The sequence below is a fragment of the Rhizobium leguminosarum genome (genome assembly GCF_010668065.1).
In the GTDB taxonomy this organism is placed as follows: domain Bacteria; phylum Pseudomonadota; class Alphaproteobacteria; order Rhizobiales; family Rhizobiaceae; genus Rhizobium; species Rhizobium leguminosarum_S.
Window position 1 is genome coordinate 141,747 of sequence record NZ_WUEN01000009.1, and the last position, 15,653, is coordinate 157,399.

Annotated in this window: 18 protein-coding genes and 2 pseudogenes; 9 read left to right on the forward strand and 11 right to left on the reverse strand. The window is 60.2% G+C overall.

Features of this window, described 5'->3' with window-relative positions; translation table 11 throughout:
- Positions 1-11 precede the first annotated feature (11 nt).
- Both GR198_RS23390 and GR198_RS23395 read left to right on the forward strand, forming a co-directional pair.
- Positions 12-779, forward strand: coding sequence for a 5-oxoprolinase subunit PxpA (locus tag GR198_RS23390; protein WP_164069654.1), 768 nt, complete (start codon positions 12-14; stop codon positions 777-779).
- A 59-nt stretch (positions 780-838) separates the two neighbouring features.
- Positions 839-2,041: a pyridoxal phosphate-dependent aminotransferase gene (locus tag GR198_RS23395; RefSeq protein ID WP_029873548.1), complete on the forward strand. Its 1,203-nt coding sequence runs from the start codon at positions 839-841 to the stop codon at positions 2,039-2,041.
- Positions 2,042-2,288: 247 nt separating this feature from the next.
- On the opposite strand, the pseudogene GR198_RS35945 reads toward GR198_RS23395, so the two are convergent.
- The 8 genes and pseudogenes from GR198_RS35945 to GR198_RS36150 all read right to left on the reverse strand — a co-directional run.
- A pseudogene (locus GR198_RS35945) lies at positions 2,289-2,624 on the reverse strand (hypothetical protein); the annotation flags it as partial.
- 48 nt (positions 2,625-2,672) lie between these two features.
- A complete protein-coding gene (locus GR198_RS23405) occupies positions 2,673-3,236 on the reverse strand; it encodes a hypothetical protein (RefSeq protein WP_029873550.1) in 564 nt (187 codons plus the stop codon).
- Positions 3,237-3,278: 42 nt separating this feature from the next.
- Positions 3,279-3,704 carry a GNAT family N-acetyltransferase gene (locus tag GR198_RS36275; protein WP_164069706.1) on the reverse strand — a complete coding sequence of 142 codons (426 nt, stop codon included), beginning with the start codon at positions 3,702-3,704 and terminating at the stop codon, positions 3,279-3,281.
- Positions 3,693-4,528: pseudogene (locus tag GR198_RS23415) on the reverse strand (DUF5996 family protein); the annotation flags it as partial. The pseudogene GR198_RS23415 and the gene GR198_RS36275, both read right to left, overlap by 12 nt.
- 93 nt (positions 4,529-4,621) lie before the next feature.
- The gene (locus GR198_RS23420; RefSeq protein WP_029873551.1) at positions 4,622-5,557 is read right to left on the reverse strand and encodes a pirin family protein; all 936 of its coding nucleotides are present in this window, start codon (positions 5,555-5,557) and stop codon (positions 4,622-4,624) included.
- 315 nt (positions 5,558-5,872) lie between these two features.
- On the reverse strand, positions 5,873-6,355 hold the full coding sequence (locus GR198_RS23425; RefSeq protein ID WP_245279674.1) for a hypothetical protein: 483 nt from the start codon (positions 6,353-6,355) through the stop codon (positions 5,873-5,875).
- A gap of 34 nt (positions 6,356-6,389) precedes the next feature.
- Positions 6,390-7,427, reverse strand: a complete 1,038-nt coding sequence (locus tag GR198_RS23430) for an LLM class flavin-dependent oxidoreductase (protein ID WP_029873553.1) — start codon at positions 7,425-7,427, stop codon at positions 6,390-6,392.
- Positions 7,428-7,586: 159 nt separating this feature from the next.
- The gene (locus GR198_RS36150; RefSeq protein ID WP_280806373.1) at positions 7,587-7,709 is read right to left on the reverse strand and encodes a hypothetical protein; all 123 of its coding nucleotides are present in this window, start codon (positions 7,707-7,709) and stop codon (positions 7,587-7,589) included.
- 130 nt (positions 7,710-7,839) lie between these two features.
- On the opposite strand from GR198_RS36150, the gene GR198_RS23435 reads away from it, so the two are divergent.
- Positions 7,840-8,724, forward strand: coding sequence for a LysR family transcriptional regulator (locus GR198_RS23435; protein ID WP_029873554.1), 885 nt, complete (start codon positions 7,840-7,842; stop codon positions 8,722-8,724).
- Positions 8,725-8,899: 175 nt separating this feature from the next.
- Here the strand turns inward: GR198_RS23435 and GR198_RS23440 are convergent, their stop codons facing one another.
- The 3 genes from GR198_RS23440 to nac form a co-directional block, all read right to left on the reverse strand.
- Positions 8,900-9,562 carry a hydrolase gene (locus GR198_RS23440; RefSeq protein WP_029873555.1) on the reverse strand — a complete coding sequence of 221 codons (663 nt, stop codon included), beginning with the start codon at positions 9,560-9,562 and terminating at the stop codon, positions 8,900-8,902.
- A gap of 103 nt (positions 9,563-9,665) precedes the next feature.
- Entirely contained in the window at positions 9,666-9,926 is a 261-nt protein-coding gene (locus tag GR198_RS23445; protein ID WP_080658224.1) for an SDR family oxidoreductase, read from the reverse strand.
- Entirely contained in the window at positions 9,839-10,744 is a 906-nt protein-coding gene (gene nac, locus GR198_RS23450; RefSeq protein ID WP_029873556.1) for a nitrogen assimilation transcriptional regulator NAC, read from the reverse strand. The genes GR198_RS23445 and nac overlap by 88 nt, the downstream gene beginning before the upstream one ends.
- A gap of 246 nt (positions 10,745-10,990) precedes the next feature.
- Between nac and GR198_RS23455 the strand changes: the two genes are divergently transcribed.
- From GR198_RS23455 to GR198_RS23480, 6 genes are all read left to right on the forward strand, one after another.
- Complete coding sequence (locus GR198_RS23455) at positions 10,991-11,770, forward strand: SDR family oxidoreductase (RefSeq protein ID WP_029873557.1); 780 nt, start codon at positions 10,991-10,993, stop codon at positions 11,768-11,770.
- Positions 11,767-12,474 (forward strand): amino acid ABC transporter permease, encoded by a 708-nt coding sequence (locus GR198_RS23460; RefSeq protein ID WP_003555457.1) that lies wholly within the window; start codon positions 11,767-11,769, stop codon positions 12,472-12,474. Before GR198_RS23455 ends, GR198_RS23460 begins: the two co-directional genes overlap by 4 nt.
- The gene (locus GR198_RS23465; RefSeq protein WP_003538412.1) at positions 12,471-13,229 is read left to right on the forward strand and encodes an amino acid ABC transporter permease; all 759 of its coding nucleotides are present in this window, start codon (positions 12,471-12,473) and stop codon (positions 13,227-13,229) included. The genes GR198_RS23460 and GR198_RS23465 overlap by 4 nt, the downstream gene beginning before the upstream one ends.
- Positions 13,226-13,990, forward strand: coding sequence for an amino acid ABC transporter ATP-binding protein (locus GR198_RS23470; RefSeq protein WP_027688639.1), 765 nt, complete (start codon positions 13,226-13,228; stop codon positions 13,988-13,990). Before GR198_RS23465 ends, GR198_RS23470 begins: the two co-directional genes overlap by 4 nt.
- Positions 13,991-14,021: 31 nt before the next feature.
- Entirely contained in the window at positions 14,022-14,858 is an 837-nt protein-coding gene (locus GR198_RS23475; protein ID WP_011654449.1) for an ABC transporter substrate-binding protein, read from the forward strand.
- 84 nt (positions 14,859-14,942) lie between these two features.
- Positions 14,943-15,617: a 4-carboxy-4-hydroxy-2-oxoadipate aldolase/oxaloacetate decarboxylase gene (locus GR198_RS23480; protein ID WP_029873558.1), complete on the forward strand. Its 675-nt coding sequence runs from the start codon at positions 14,943-14,945 to the stop codon at positions 15,615-15,617.
- Positions 15,618-15,653 lie beyond the last annotated feature (36 nt).

Genomic DNA, 15,653 nt, shown 5'->3' on the forward strand with positions numbered 1-15,653 from the left:
AGGAGGAACTGATGAAGATCGATCTGAATTCCGACATGGGCGAAGGGTTTGGCCTCTACCGGCTGTGCGACGACGAAGCGATGATGAAACTCGTCTCGTCGGCCAACATCGCCTGCGGTTTCCACGCCGGCGACCCCGAGACCATGGGGCGTATGGTCCGGCTCGCGAAACTCAACGGCGTCGGCATCGGCGCGCATCCGGGCTTGCCCGACCGGCTGGGGTTCGGCCGCCGCGAAATACCGTTTTCGGCAGATGAGCTTCGCCAGCAGATGCTCTACCAGCTCGGCGCCTTGATGGCGATCGCCAAAGCCGAGGGTGTCACTGTCTCCCATATCAGCTTCCACGCGGCCATGGGCAATATGGTCAATCGTGATCCTGTGCTGGCCGACCTGATGATGGATGCGATCGCCACGATCGATGCTGGTCTCGTCGTCTTCGTCACTTCAGGCAGCGAGATCCAGCAGGCGGCCAGACGCGCACGCTTGAAGACGCTGGCGCTTTTCCTTGCCGATCGTGCCTATGACGCCGGCGGCAAACTCGTCGCGCGCGGGCTCGCTGGCGCCGTCATCAAGGACGAGGCCTCGGTGCGTGCACGCGTACGACAATTCCTCCTCGAAGGCACCGTCGAGACGATCGACGGAGCGGTGATCGCAATGCCGGCACGCTCCATTCTCGTCCATAGCGACACACCCGGCGCCCTGGAGCTTGCCGGCATCGTGCGCGGCGAGATCGAAGCCACGGGTGCTACGCTCGCGCCTGCCGCCGAACTCGCCGACTGACGCAATCCTGATCGCCCAAGGCCGGTTTCCCATTTCAACCTCATCGAAGGACCATGTCGATGTCCGTCATCGCTGACCGCCTGAAAAACGTCTCCATATCCGCATCCGCCGCCATGACCCAGCGCGCCAGGGAACTGGCCGCTAAAGGCATCAAAGTCGTCAGCCTCTCGTCCGGCGAGCCGGATTTCCCCACTCCGGCGCACGCGATCGAGGCGGCCCATGCGGCAGCACTTGCCGGCGATACGAAATATCCTCCGATGGACGGGACCCCAGCGCTGAAGGCCGCCATCATCAGGAAGTTCAAACGGGACAACAATCTCGACTATGATGCCAGCCAGATCGTCGTCTCGGGCGGCGGCAAGCAGGTGATCTTCAATGCCATGCTGGCGACCTGCAATCCCGGCGACGAGGTCGTCATTCCGACACCCTCCTGGGTCAGCTATGCGGATATCGTCAAGTTTGCCGGCGGTGTCCCGGTCGCCGTCCCCTGCCACGAGCAGGCCGGCTTCAAGCTGCGTCCCGAGGATCTGGAGGCGGCGATCACGCCGCGCACCAAGTGGCTCTTTCTGAATTTCCCGAACAATCCGACTGGCGCCGCCTGCTCCCGGGCGGAGATGGCTGCCATCGCCGAGGTCATGCTGCGTCATCCCGATGTCTGGATCATGACCGACGATATCTACGAACACCTGGTCTATGACGACTTCCAGTTCTGCACGATCGCCGAAGTCGAGCCCAAACTCTATGAGCGCGTCCTGACGATGAACGGCGTCTCCAAGGCTTACGCAATGACAGGCTGGCGGCTCGGCTTTTGTGCGGGTCCGAAAGAGCTGATCTCCGCCGTCAGCAACGTCAACGGCCAGAATGGCGGCGGCATCGCGACGCTGACCCAGGCTGCGGCGACCGCTGCCCTGGACGGGCCTCAGGATCTGTTGAAGGAGCGTGCCGCGATCTACAAGGAAAGACGCGACTTCGTCCTCGACAGATTGTCGGAAGTGGACGGGCTGCGCTGCCATAGGCCCGAAGGCGCCTTCTACATCTATCCCAACATTTCCGGGCTGATCGGCAAGACCAGCAAGGGCGGGCGAAAGATCGAGACCGATGTCGATTTCGTCATGGCGCTGGTGGAGGAGCATCATGTCGCGACCGTGCAAGGAGCGGCTTACGGAATGAGCCCGTTCTTTCGCATTTCCTACGCCACGAGCATGGAGAAACTCGGCGAAGGCTGCGCGCGCATAGCCCAGTTCTGTAAGGATATGCGCTGATCGGCAGCGAGCTTTTAGAAGGGATCTGAACCGGCGACGCCTTACTCAGGTGAGTCAAGTGCTTGATAAATCGGACTTCGAGGCATAACGCCTATTTATGAAACTTGAGCTCAAAGCGTCAGCGCAATTCCGTCGGCAGTTCGGTGCTCAACTTGTCCCCTCGCTCATCATTGCCGCCTTGCTCATCCAGAACTAGCGCCCCTTGAACAGCCTGCGCCGGGCTGCCACGAGACAGCCCACCGCTACCTGGGGGGTAGGGCTCGATATCCGCAGACCAGTAGTGCTTGGCGATGTTCTGACTGTTGCGGATGACATGGTAGGCGATATCCGGATTGCCTCCTTCAAAAGTGTCCGGGTCTGCACCGCACATCAGGCAGTACATTCGCTGATGAACGACGCTTGCAAAATATTGCAGGGCCGGCGTGGCGTCGTCCTGACCGATTGCTCGCATGTCCTCGGCAACCTGTTTGGCCGCCTCTTCCAAAGCCAGAGAGACCGCAGAAGCCAACGTCCTGTCTGCACGCTTAATGACGTCGGCGGTCTGTCTTTCAGCCGGTGTAAGAACAGGGCAATTTTCTGTCACTACTAACTCCGTAATCTTTAAAGGTGTCCGGTTGTGCAGCCACTGCGTCTACTCTGGCGGGGTGGTGAGAAGCGACAGATAGCTTTTTGCTTTCTGCGTGAACTCGCGGTCGGTGTCGGATACGTTCCCAAGCCCCGCATGGAGAGCGTCGATCGCCGCGTGTAGGCGGTCGTTGATCTGCGGATCCGAGGCGCGCGCGTGGTCGACCAATGCGCGAATAACAGTTCTCAACGCGAAGTTCTGCGCGGAGAGTGCCAGTTGCTGGCGTTCACTCGCATCTTTCTCGGTATCCTCCCGGCGTTCCTTTTTCTTCCGAAGTGCTGGTTGACCGCCGCGCTCCCTCTCCCAATGACGTGCGGCATTGCGCCCTGCATAGAGAATTTTCCATGCTGTTTCGGGATCTCCTCCCGTATTGGTTTCCGGATTGGCGCCACACAGACGCAGGAACAGGTGACGAAGTGCGGCGTCCGCAAAGTAATCATATGGCGATCTGCCCACGCCGAGCGACTGAAGTTCATGCCCTGCAGTCTCAACCGCGCGCTCGATTGCTTCATCGACAGCGGCCAACAGGGCCTTATCTGCCTCCTGAAATCGGTAGGTTTCTTTCTGCATGCTATCCTCAAATGCTGGTGCAGCTGCTGCTCGGAAGGTTGATCACTTGCGAAGAACATCCTGCCACTCTGGATGACGCCCGATCTGGGCTTTGGCAAATGGGCAGAGGGGAATGATCGCGACCCCTTCGCGCCGGGCATCGTCGACCGCTTGCCGTACAAGGCGTTCACCGACCTTCCGGCCACGCAAAGCGGCAGGAACGTCGGTATGGTCGATAATGATCAGTTCTTTACCAGCGCGACTGTAGGTCATCTCCGCTTCGACGCCATCGACGACGATGCGGTATCGCCCCTTCGATGACCCATCCTCCCGTTCAACCGTATCGCTGGCCGATGGGGCAGCCTTCTTCAGACGCTCAGCGTCCGGCAATCGAACCTTGCCGCGCTGTCCATGCGTGCACTCAAGCAATTCGCGGTCCCACCCTCCCAGATTGGCGGCAGCTTCGTAGGTCGAAACGAGAAAGGACATCAAGGCTGCATCAGATCGGCGGCAGATTGAACTGCATCATAGGGCAGGATGAACTCCGACATGCCTTCATGCCAGAAAGCAGCATCGGGCTGGACGGACACGGCCCGAAAGCCGTTTGGTGCCGGGTAGGCATAGGCGTAGAACGTTGGATAATCGATGCCACCGCCGCCGGGCCAGAAGCCCGCCGAGGAAACCTCCCGATCATAGGCTTCCTGCGTCACGCTGTCTGGCAATGCCGGAATGCCGCCGGGATGAATGGGAGCGCGCCGTCCGGAAAAACGTGTGACGGCCAGATCGAAACTTCCCCAGAAAAGGTGCACGGGGCTGGATTTCCCGAGGAAAGAAGTCCGAAACGTCTTGAAAACCGCATCCACTGCCATCAACGCCTGATGAAAACGTCGAACGGCATCACGGTCATAAGGCCGCTCGCGATGGTCCTCATCAAACGGAACAGGATCTGGCACCTCGTTGGGTTGGCCGTGGAAGTCCGGGCTACCGCCGAGGTTGGAGATCAGTTGAGCAAGATTGGCATGAAACTCTGCGACTGTGGATGTCCCCAGCGCAAAAGAGGCCCGGCGGCCGTCGCCGCTCGTACCCACGACCGCATGATCATGAAAGTCGAACAGGATCTCGATGCCAGGGCCATCGGGAATCGGGGACGATATCAGGCCGGAAGGCGTCACGTAGAAGGTCGCGTTCCAGGAATGGTTGAGCCACGGCGTATGAGCCAGCCGATACTTGCCGACAACTTGCAGGTAAAGATGCAGGGCGGAACAGGTTTCGCGCCAGCTAAGATAATCGAGGCGTGGCCATTCGTTGTTCATTCGCTTTCTCCATCTCGTTGAATTTAAAATGCGAGCTTGTGCTTGCCGCACTGGATCAATCAAGTTCGCTTGAGCGAATGCGGTACCGCGCTGTCACTCCGGAAGAGGAATGTGCTCATCCCGGTCGTTGGTCGGGAGGTCAAAGCGTCCCTTGCCCCAGTTCTGCGCACGCCATTCCTCTTTGGCTTCTTCGATACGCTCCTTCGAAGAGGCTACGAAGTTCCACCAGATGTATCGTGGCCCTGCAAGCGTTGCACCGCCGAGGATCATGAGACGCGCGCCTCGGCTACCCGCTGCGACTGTGATCTTGTCGCCGGGGCGGAAAACCATCATCTGCGGTGCCTTGTAGTCCCGGCCGGCGATCGAGATCGAACCTTCGACGATGTAGATGCCTCTGTCCTCGTGATTGTCCGGCAACGGCAGGCGGCTTCCTGGTTCCAAGGTCACGTCGGCGTAAAATGTCTCGGAGAACATGGTGGCGGGCGCGATCTCGCCGTAGGCGTTTCCGAGGATAAGGCGGACAGAAGCGCCCTGGTCCTCGATGACCGGCAATACCTCTTTGCCGTGGTGCTCAAAGGTGGGATCCATGTCTTCGTGGCTTTCGGGCAGAGCGAGCCAGGTCTGGATCCCGAACAAGCTGTTGGGCCCGGTTCGGGCCGCTGCCGTCGTGCGCTCCGAATGAGAAACACCGCGCCCTGCGACCATCCAGTTCAATTCACCGGGACGGATGATCTGGTCGGCCCCGGTGCTGTCGCGGTGGTGAAAGTCACCGCGATAAAGGTAGGTGACCGTGCCGAGGCCGATATGCGGGTGAGGCCGAACGTCGATGCCCTGCCCGGTCAACAGCTCGGCCGGCCCGGCTTGGTCGAAGAAGATGAACGGCCCGACCATCTGCCGCTTTGGTGCGGGCAAAGCGCGCCGAACCTCGAAACCGCCAATGTCGCGCGACCTCGGCACTATAAGGGTTTCGATCGCGTCGATGCCGACTTCATCGGGACAACCTGGTTCAATTGCGGGGTTCCAGCTCATGCGTGTTTACCTCTCCTGTGTGCTTGAGATCCGGGACCCGCGTAGTGCGCAGGAGCCACTGCATTGTCCCGGCGGATCTCGAGCGAGACCACTAAAGGGTGGCCGCTGTCACGACTAGCTGCGCGGCGCGGTGAGCTGTGTCGCAATAAACGGAACACACCGCCGCCCAGATGCCACCGCGCGACGGCGCATCGTCCGACTAAGCCTAAACCTCATTGATGGAGCTGCGGTCCGCCGACGGCCCCGACAGGCAAAGCCGGCGGCATAATAGCTGACGCGATGCTGGCATATAGTTGCATCAGCGGACGGTTGCCCTTATCGACGGCACTCGCGCCGATCAGGATCCCGATGGCAACGCTCCCTGCGCGCGCGATCGGCCATAATCTCAGCGTCTCTCGCAATCTCGGTCGTCAGCCGGGTCTGCTCGAGCGACTCCAGTTCCTCATTGTCGCGCCGACGCTGCTGTTCGAGCATGCAATTGGTATAGGCGGGTGAGCCATAGGGCGCCCCAAAGCTCTGGCAGGTATTTGCGTCCGCGTACCGCCGCTCTTCAGCCGACACGCATCCCGATAAAGCGATGCCAAGGAGGGCTATGGAGAAGACGGTGACCGCGGTGCGATGGTGTTCGACGGAAGGGCGTTGCAGCATTCTGTTGATCTCCTTGAGGAATGGCGTTGCCAGTTTCTTTGGCGACACGAGCAAGGCAGAGCGGTGCCCGCAAGCCCAGTCGACGTGCTGCTGGAGAAACGCCCGCGGCATCGGCAACTTCGATAAAGTCCGCAGATCTTCGACGTTCACTCGGAGTTCCCCGTTTTGCGGCACAGCTTGGGATCTATGCCCGTCGTGTTGCTTTGACGATTGGCGCAACCTCCGTGCCCAGAAGTTCGATAGATGTCTTCATCGCTGCGGTGTCGAGAGAGGCCGTGCTCATTTGGAAGGTGATGCGTGAAACGCCGCCAAGTGTCTCGCTGGCCTGCAACATCTTGGCTGCAACGGTCTTCGGGTCACCGATCAAGAATGCGCCCTTCGGACCTGCCATGGCTTCGAACTGCTGCCGCGTCGGCGGCGACCAGCCACGCTCACGACCTATATTCGTTGTCAGATGCGCCCAGCCAGGGAAGAAGGCATCCCTCGCTGCAGCTTCGGTCTCCCCCACGAACCCCATCGCGTGAACGCCAACCTTGAGCGTCTCGGCGCTGTGTCCCGCGCGCTTGCCAGCTTCACGGTAAAGATCGACAAGCGGACGGAAGCGCTCGAAGCTCCCGCCGATGATCGCGACCATCAAGGGAAGGCCAAGCGTACCGGCGCGGGCGAAGGATTGCGGCGTGCCGCCAACGCCGATCCATATTGGCAGCTGTGGCTGATGCGGACGCGGAAAGACACCTTGCCCATGAAGCGGCGGGCGAAAGCGCCCTTCCCAAGTGACGTTGGTCGTCTCGCCAAGCCTGAGCAACAGATCGAGCTTCTCTGCAAAGAGGTCGTCATAGTCCCGCGTGTCGAGGCCGAATAGCGGATAAGCCTCGACGAAAGAACCTCGCCCGACAACGACTTCGGCACGACCTTTGGAAATCAGATCGAGAGTTGCAAACTCCTGAAAAACCCGCACCGGGTCGGCGGCGCTTAGAACGGTCACCGCGCTCGTCAACCTGATCCGGCTGGTCCGAGCCGCTGCCGCCGCCAGAATAACAGTCGGCGCGGAGTCGAGAAACTCCCCGCGATGATGCTCGCCTATGCCGAACACGTCCAGCCCGACACGGTCTGCGACTTCCACTTCCTCGATGAGCTCGGCCATACGAACTGTGGGCGACGGAAGCTTGCCTGTCGCAGGATCAGGGAGGATGGCCGCAAAACTGTCGATACCGATTTCCATTATAAGATCCCTAGAAATTTGTGGGGCGATTACCTGCGGCCGACGCTGCAAGCTCGCTATGGCGCGAGCAATACGGCTGAACTGTTGGGAGCAAGGACACCGCGAAGAAACCAGCCATTTCACCAACGCCCGAAAGCGCAGTGAGAATCGGGCAGAGTGCTATGGGGTGAATTTCCAGCCGAACCAGAACCAGGCCGCCGCCGATTGCCAAAACAGATAAAAGACGAGTTCTATACCGATCTCCCGCCTGTCGGGGTTGGGGGGCATAGCTTTTGCGTTCAAGATTCCTACTCCTGGGATCTACAGGCGCGCGCGACAGCACCGCTACAGACCCCGCCGAGACTGTCATTTCAGTTGATGATGCGGTAGTCCTCGTTCCTGCTTAGCTGTGTCGCGAAAGGGGGAACGCCAATTGGACATCGAGGACCTGCGGACTTTTGTCGAAGTTGCTGATGCCAGGGGCGTTTCAGCCGCGGCGCTGCGGCTTGGTGTGTCGAAGTCCATGGTGAGCCGACGGCTTGTTCGGCTGGAGGAGGAGCTTGGTGTCCAGCTGCTGGTAAGGACAACCCGGGGAGCCTCTCTTACGGAGGCTGGGACCACGTTCCGAGATTATGCAGCCAGAGTCTCTGCCGAGATTGACGTGGCCAGGGAAACGCTCCTACCCGATGGCGAGCTGCGCGGGCGCTTGCGGATTGCCGCGCCTCTGTCATTCGGCCCAACCCACCTGGCCCCTGTGATAGCGGAAATGGCGAGGCGCCACCCGCTTCTGCACATCCAGACCTGTTATAGCGATCAGGTCGTCGACCTCATATCGGAAGGCTATGATTGCGCCATCCGATTGGGTTACCTTCAAGACTCCAATCTGATCGCCAAACGCGTCGGGCCGCTCTATGGCAAGCTGGTTGCGAGCCCCGAATATGTAGAGCGTTATGGCTCTCCTGAGAGGCCAGAGGATCTCGTTGCCCATCAAGCGCTCATGCAGGGCACGGAGGCGTGGCAGTTTTTGGATGGTGAGAAAATCGTCAATGTTAATCCGCGAGGGCGCTTCAAGGCTGACAATGCCGTGGCTCTCGTGGCGGCGGCAGTAGCGGGTCTCGGAATAGCATGGCTCCCTGATGGAATCACCGATGAGTATATTGCCTCAGGCGCGCTTTTGCCTCTTATGCCACGCCACCCGCCACCCCCGGCAGGCATTTACGTTGTGCGCCCGCCCGCTCAGTATCCCGCCAGAAAGGTACGCGTGCTGACTGAAATGCTGATCGAGTGTTTCGACCATGGCGCGACCTCGGAAGGCTAGGTCGGATCGACATTCAGAGTGCGCTCGGCTGGACCTGACGAACACGCTTCTCACGATCGAGAATCGCTACGTCGGAATCGATCAATCGATACGGTTATAGTACGTGGTCGGTAGGGTGACGAAGATCCGTCGCTACATCGCTGCTCGGCGGCGGACTCTCGTCACCCTGTCCGGACTAGAAACCAGAGCTTTCGAGAGACGCCACTGGCGTGTTGAGCAGCTGCTGCTCCCACAGGAACGCGATCCCACTGCCAGGTTCATGCTCCTTGAGCACCTCCACGAACTCGGCGACATGCTCGGTCCGCGCATGGTCGCGCTGCCATTCGGACGCAAGTGCCAACCAGGTCATCACGTTGGCACCGGCGGCGATCATGCGCTGAATGGCTACCTTATGAGCCTCGACGGAAACTCCGCCGCATGCATCGGTGATCACCGTCACGTCCCAGCCGTCGCCAAGGGCGTGGATCACCGGCATTGCGACGCAGATCTCGGTGTAGAGGCCCGCGATAATGAGTTGCTTGCGGCCTGTCGCCTTCACCGCATCGACGACCTTCTTGTCCTCCCAGGTGTTGAGGGTGGTACGATCGATCACTTCCTGATCGGGGAATACATTGGTGATCTGTGGGAAGATCAGACCGCCGCGATTGGCCACAACGCTGGTAAGAATGGTCGGGACACGAAAGGCCTTGGCGGCTTTCGTCAGTCCAGCCGCATTGTTGACCACAACCTGACCGGTGTGGCTGTGGAGGTTCGCAAGCTGGAAAGGCTGATGGTCGATCAGGACGAGTACCGAATCTTCGGGACGAAGAAGCGAGTTTAGGCCGTTGCGAAAGCTCATTTTAAACCTTTAACGCTGTTGAATGGGGCTGACTTCTGGTGGCGGGCACAGTGGCGCGGCCTGCAGCAACACTCTCATCCCGATCTCAGACACGCTAGTGTCGTTAAGAGCCACACTGTGTTACAGTTTGGGGAACGCGGACTGACGTTGATTGCATCTCGTCCGCGGCAGCGCCGCCGTCTGCCGTAATGGTGGTGCCGGTGATCATATTGGCGTCGGGGCTTGCCAGAAATGCAACAACGTCCGCAATTTCGCGGGGGTCCGCAAAGCGCCCGATTAGTTTTTCAAGCGCGCGGTCAACTCGAGAAGGATGTCGCGGACGGCAAGGGCCGGCTCCGATAGGGGATTCTGGTCGGAAACGCACAGCGACAGGGTTTCTTCTATTCGCGGCGAGACGAGCCGGCAGATCAGCGGCTCACCCGATTCCGATACGATGCGGTCGGCGATGGCTTTTGGCATGATCGTCGCGCCGAGACCGCTGCCCACCGCGCGGGCGAGGGTGCGGACGATTTCGACTTCCGCCACGACTTTCAAATTGGTGCGGGTGCGGGTGAAGGCGGTATCGACCGCGCGGCGGACGAAATTATAGGTCGGCGGCAACAGCAGCGGTATTCCGTCGAGAGTGTTGACCGGAACGGGTTTCACATCCGCTTCGATCGCAAAGTCCCGATGGGCGACAAGGAAAAACTCTTCGCTCAGGATCGGCTCAAAGCGGACACCCTTGATCGGTCCGGTTCCGTGGAGAAGCGCCATCTCCAGCCTGCCGTTCATGATCATCTGGCTATAGGTCTGGCCGACGCTTTCGGTCAGGTGAAGCAGGATACCGGGATGCCGCTTCCGGGTCTCCGCCAGGAGGTCGACCGACAGCGTGGCCGCACTGCTGAAGGGTACGAGGCCGACGGACACACGGCCGGCAAGCGAATTGCCGGCTGCAGACGCATCCGCTTGCGCCTGCTCCATCTGCCGAAGGATAATCTGCGCATGACGATACACTGCGTGTCCCGCATCGGTCATGCTGACGCCCTGCTGGCTGCGGATCAGCAGCTTGTGGCCGAAATGCTCCTCCAGTGCGGCAAGCTGCTGGCTGAGGGCCGGCTGGGCGATGTGCAGAAGGTCCGCCGCTCGCGTGATGCTGCCGCTGTCGACGATCACGATGAAAGATTTGAGGCGTCTGATGTCCATGAGGATCGGGGTACCGTTCTGATCTGCGCGCCTTACATTTGCAGACACGCATTGCTTTTGCAACGCGACGCCGTCGCTGCTTTCCTCAGGCCCGGACGCCGCAAGCTGATGCCCGGCATCAGCTCTTTCTCTTCTTCAGCAGCCTGCGCCGGCTCCATAACCGTTGCTTATTGCTCCAGAGATAATCGGTCTTAGGCAAGGGGTTTAAGCTTCGCTACTGTCTCAATCAACAACAAGGGAACGACAATGCCATTCTCCGACTACAAGACCGCACTGGTGACCGGCGCATCTTCCGGTATCGGCGCAGCCGTGGTTGAGCGGCTCCGCCGGGAGAACATCGAGGTCCATGCGGTTGCCCGCAGTGCCGAAGCGCTGCAGCAGCTGGCTGCGCGGACGGGCTGCGTCGCCCACGTCATCGATGTGACCGACCGTCAGGCCATGGCAGAACTCACACGTCGGGTGGAGTTCGATATTCTCGTCAACAATGCCGGTGTCGACCGGCCGAAGAAGTTCCTGGAAGCCGACGAGGGCGATATCGATCTCATCGTCGACGTCAATCTCCGGGCGGTCCTGCACATCTGCTGGCTGGTCGTGCCCGGTATGGTAGCGCGCGACCGCGGGCACGTCATCAACATCTCGTCGATCGCCGGCGCCTACAATTTCGGCGGCAACTCGTCCTATCACGCCACCAAGGCCGGGGTGAGCATGCTTTCCAACCAGCTGCGCATCGACGCTTTCGGCAAGCGGGTACGGGTCACGGAAATCTGCCCCGGCCGGGTCGCCACTGACATTTTCAATCACGTCCACGGCGATGACCCCAGCATCCGCGAACGGTTCATCGACGGCTTCGAACTGCCGCAGGCGGCCGATATCGCCGACGCAATCGCCTTCGCCATAGCAGCCCCCGTCGCCGTCAATATCGGGCACATGGAGATCACGCCGACGCTGCAGGTCATGGGCGGCCTACAGACAGCAAAGCCCCAGCCTTCGGCGAAGCCGGATCAATCCGGGGAGCCAAACCCGTGAGCGGTTTCGACCTTTCGGCAATCCTCGGCAATCCGGAATATACCGCCATGCTGCTGCATGGCATCGAGATGACCTTCATCATCTATGCCGGCTCCTGGTCGATGGCGATGGCGCTGGCACTTCTGCTGCTGGCTTTGCGTTTGTCGCCCTTTCGCTTCGGCGATCCGTTAGTCGCCGCTTACGTCTCCTACCACCGGAACGTCCCCACCCTGGTTCAGCTGATGCTGTGGTATTTCGGGATTTTCACCCTGATGCCAAGCGGAGTAGCCGAATGGCTGGCCGTCCATAATGCCGAAGCGATCTTCGCCGTGATCGGGCTCGGGCTTTGCCAGGCGGCCTATTTCAGCGAAGATCTTCGTTCGGGCGTGCGCTCGGTCAGCCCCGGCCAAATGCAGGCAGCCCGTGCGCTTGGCCACGGCTATGTCTCGGCGATGCGTTTCGTCATCATGCCGCAAGGCGTGCGCAACGCGCTGCCGCCGCTGATCAATCACAGCGTTTCCCTGTTCAAGAACAGCAGTCTCGCCGTCGTCATCGGAGCCTCGGAACTGACGCATGCCGTCAAGGAAATCGAGAACCTCAGCTTCCGGACCTTCGAGATCTACCTGATCGGCACGGTTCTCTACCTTTTCTTCTCGCTCGTGATCATGAGCATCGGCGCCTATCTGTCCATGCGCACCGATCCTGCCAGGAGTGCGCGGGCATGATCCACGATATGATCGCCATCGTCCAAGACTACTGGCTGCTGCTGCTGATCGGCCAATATCCGAACGGGCCGCTGGGCGGGCTCGCCAACACGCTGATCCTTTCTGCACTCAGCATCGCTCTCGCCTTTCCGGTCAGCATCCTCTTCGCGTTGGCGCGGCTCTCCAGGTCGCCGCTGCTGCGCTGGCCGGTCACGGCACTCGTCTATTTCACCAGGGGCGTGCCGCTCTTGATGCTCATCCTGTGGAGCTATTTTCTCGTTCCGCTGCTGACCGGCGCCGATGTACCGAGCTTCGTGACGATGCTGACGACGCTCGTGGTCTATCAGAGCGCCTTCCTGAGCGAAGTCGTGCGTGCCGGCATCGTCGCGCTCGGACCGGGCCAGATGGATGCGGGGCGTGCGCTTGGCCACAGCTATATCGGTGCGATGCGCTTCATCATCCTGCCGCAGGCACTCTACAACATGATCCCGAGCATCATCTCCACCTTCGTCTCGACGATCAAGGACACGACGCTCGGCTACGTGATCAACGTGCCGGACCTGACCTTTGCCGCAAGCCAGGTCAACAACCAGCTCCTGACGCAGCCTTTCCAGGTCTTCCTCATTCTGGCGATCGTCTACTTCGCCATCTGCTGGACGCTCACCTACTTCGCAAATCGCCTCGAGCGGAGCATCACGCGGCGGCGTGCGGGACTTTCCAACCTTCCTGCCGCCGCCTTGGTCGCGCCATCGAAAATCATATCGGAGCAGCTATGACCATGTCAGTTTCAGCACAGGAATTGCAGACGATCCGGCTTTCGCAGGTCTGCAAGAGCTACGGCGACTATCCGGTTCTGAAAGATATCGATGCGCAGGTCTCGCGCGGCGAGGTCGTGGTCATCTGCGGCCCGTCCGGGTCGGGAAAATCGACGCTGATCCGCACGATCAATCGCCTCGAGGAGATCAACAGCGGATCGATCACGCTCGACGGGCAAAACATTCACGCCGCCATGCGGGCAAAGGAACTCAATGCGCTGCGCAGCAGGATCGGCTTCGTATTTCAGAACTTCAACCTGTTTCCGCATCTTTCGGTGGTCGAAAACGTGTCGATGTCGCCGATCCGGGTGAAAGGCGTGGCGCCTGATGTTGCCGAGGACAAGGCCCTCAAGCTTCTCGATCGGGTCGGTCTTGCCGACAAGGCGCGGGCTTATCCCGGTCAACTCTCGGGCGGCCAGCAGCAGCGGGTGGCAATCGCCCGCGCCCTTGCCATGGAACCGCCGGTGATGCTGTTCGACGAACCGACCAGCGCGCTCGATCCCGAAATGGTCGGTGAAGTGCTGGCCGTCATGAAGAGCCTGGCGTCGGAAGGCATGACCATGCTCTGCGTCACCCACGAAATGGGTTTCGCGCGCGACGTCGCCGATCGGGTCTGGTTCATCGATGCCGGCCAGATCCTCGAAATGGCGACCCCCGAGGAATTCTTCAACAATCCAAGCCATCCCCGGGCGCAGCGTTTCCTCGCTGATCTCAGGCATTGATACCAACCACCAAAAACAAAGGAGAACAGCAATGAACTGGAAATGCCTAACTCTCACCGCCGCATTTGCCGGCATGGCGGCCGCCTTGCCCGCACAAGCCGATCAGCTCGACAACATCATGTCGGCGAAAACCCTGCGCTGCGCGACTTTCGCCGACGTTCCTCCCTTCGCTTCACCCGATCTGAAGACTCGCGAAATGGCCGGTTTCGACGTCGATCTCTGCGGCGCCATCGCCAAGGAACTGGGCGTCAAGGCTGAGATCAAGCCGGTTTCGGTCGAGGCGCGCGTGCCCGAGGTCAAGCTCGGCCGCGTCGACATCACCGTTGCCAACCTCGCCTATACTCTGAGCCGCGCCGAGCAGATCCAGTTCAGCGATCCCTACTATCTCGCCAAGGAAATGCTGATCGTACCGGCGGACGATGCCGGCAAGAAGAAGGCCGACTACGCAGGCCAGCGCATCGCTTCGACCAAGGGTTCGACCTCCGAGATGTCGATCAAGCTCAACAAGTCCGACCCGCTGACCTTCCAGGATACTGCCTCGGCCTATCTCGCCGTCCAGCAGGGCAAGGCGCGCGGCATGGTGGCCAACACCATGACGACGACCAAGTTCGTCAATGAATCGAAGAGCAAGGGCAAGGCAATGCGGATGATCGAGGAGCCGATGCTGTACCAGCCGATCGGCATCGGCATGGCCAAGGATCAGCCGGCGCTGACCGCCAAGATCAACGAGATCCTTCGCAAGCTCGACACATCGGGCGAGATCAACAAGATCTGGGACAAGTGGCTCGGCCCGGATACCGAATACAAGATGACGCGTACCGACAAGGTCGTATCGCTCTCGGAGCTGAAGTTCGACCCGATCCCTTAAGACTTCGGCGTCTTCCAATGACGATATCCAAACGAAATCAGACGGCGGGACATGCCCGCCGTCAGCCAAAAATGGGAGGCATCCATGATCCATATTAAAGATATTGCCGAACGGCCAAGCAGAGCCGATATCGACGCCGTTTCCAAATTTTCGCCAGCGACGATCCACGAAGCCCAAGGGCGCCGCGGAGCGCTTTCCTCCCGTCTGAAGCCCGTCGACTACCGCATGAAACTCTGCGGTCCGGCCTTCACGGTGAAATGCGCGCCGCGTGACAACATCATGCTGCAGCTTGCCATCAACTACGCAAAGCCGGGCGATATCATCGTCGTATCGGCAGGCGAATACGAAGAGGCCGGATCCTTCGGCGATGTGCTTGCCAATGCCTGCCTGGCAAAGGGCATCGGCGGCCTCGTGACCGACACCGGCGTGCGCGACACGCTTCAGCTGAGAGAACTCGGTTTCCCCGTCTTCTCGCTCAGCGTCTGCATCAAGGGGACGGTGAAGGAAACCATCGCGGCGGTGAACGACACGATCATCGTCGGCGGCGAAATCATCCATCCCGGCGACATCATCGCCGGTGATGCCGACGGCCTGGTGGTCGTGCGTCGCCAGGAAGCGCAGGAAGTCGCCAGGCTGTCACAGACCCGCGAAGATGCCGAGGCCGGCTATATCGCGGCATATAAGCAGGGCAAATCGGTCATCGAGGTCAGCAATCTCGAACCGGTGCTGAAAGCCAAGGGCCTCGTCGTCGACATCTGACGCGACACCGCAATAGCTATCAGCCCTGCCACTTTA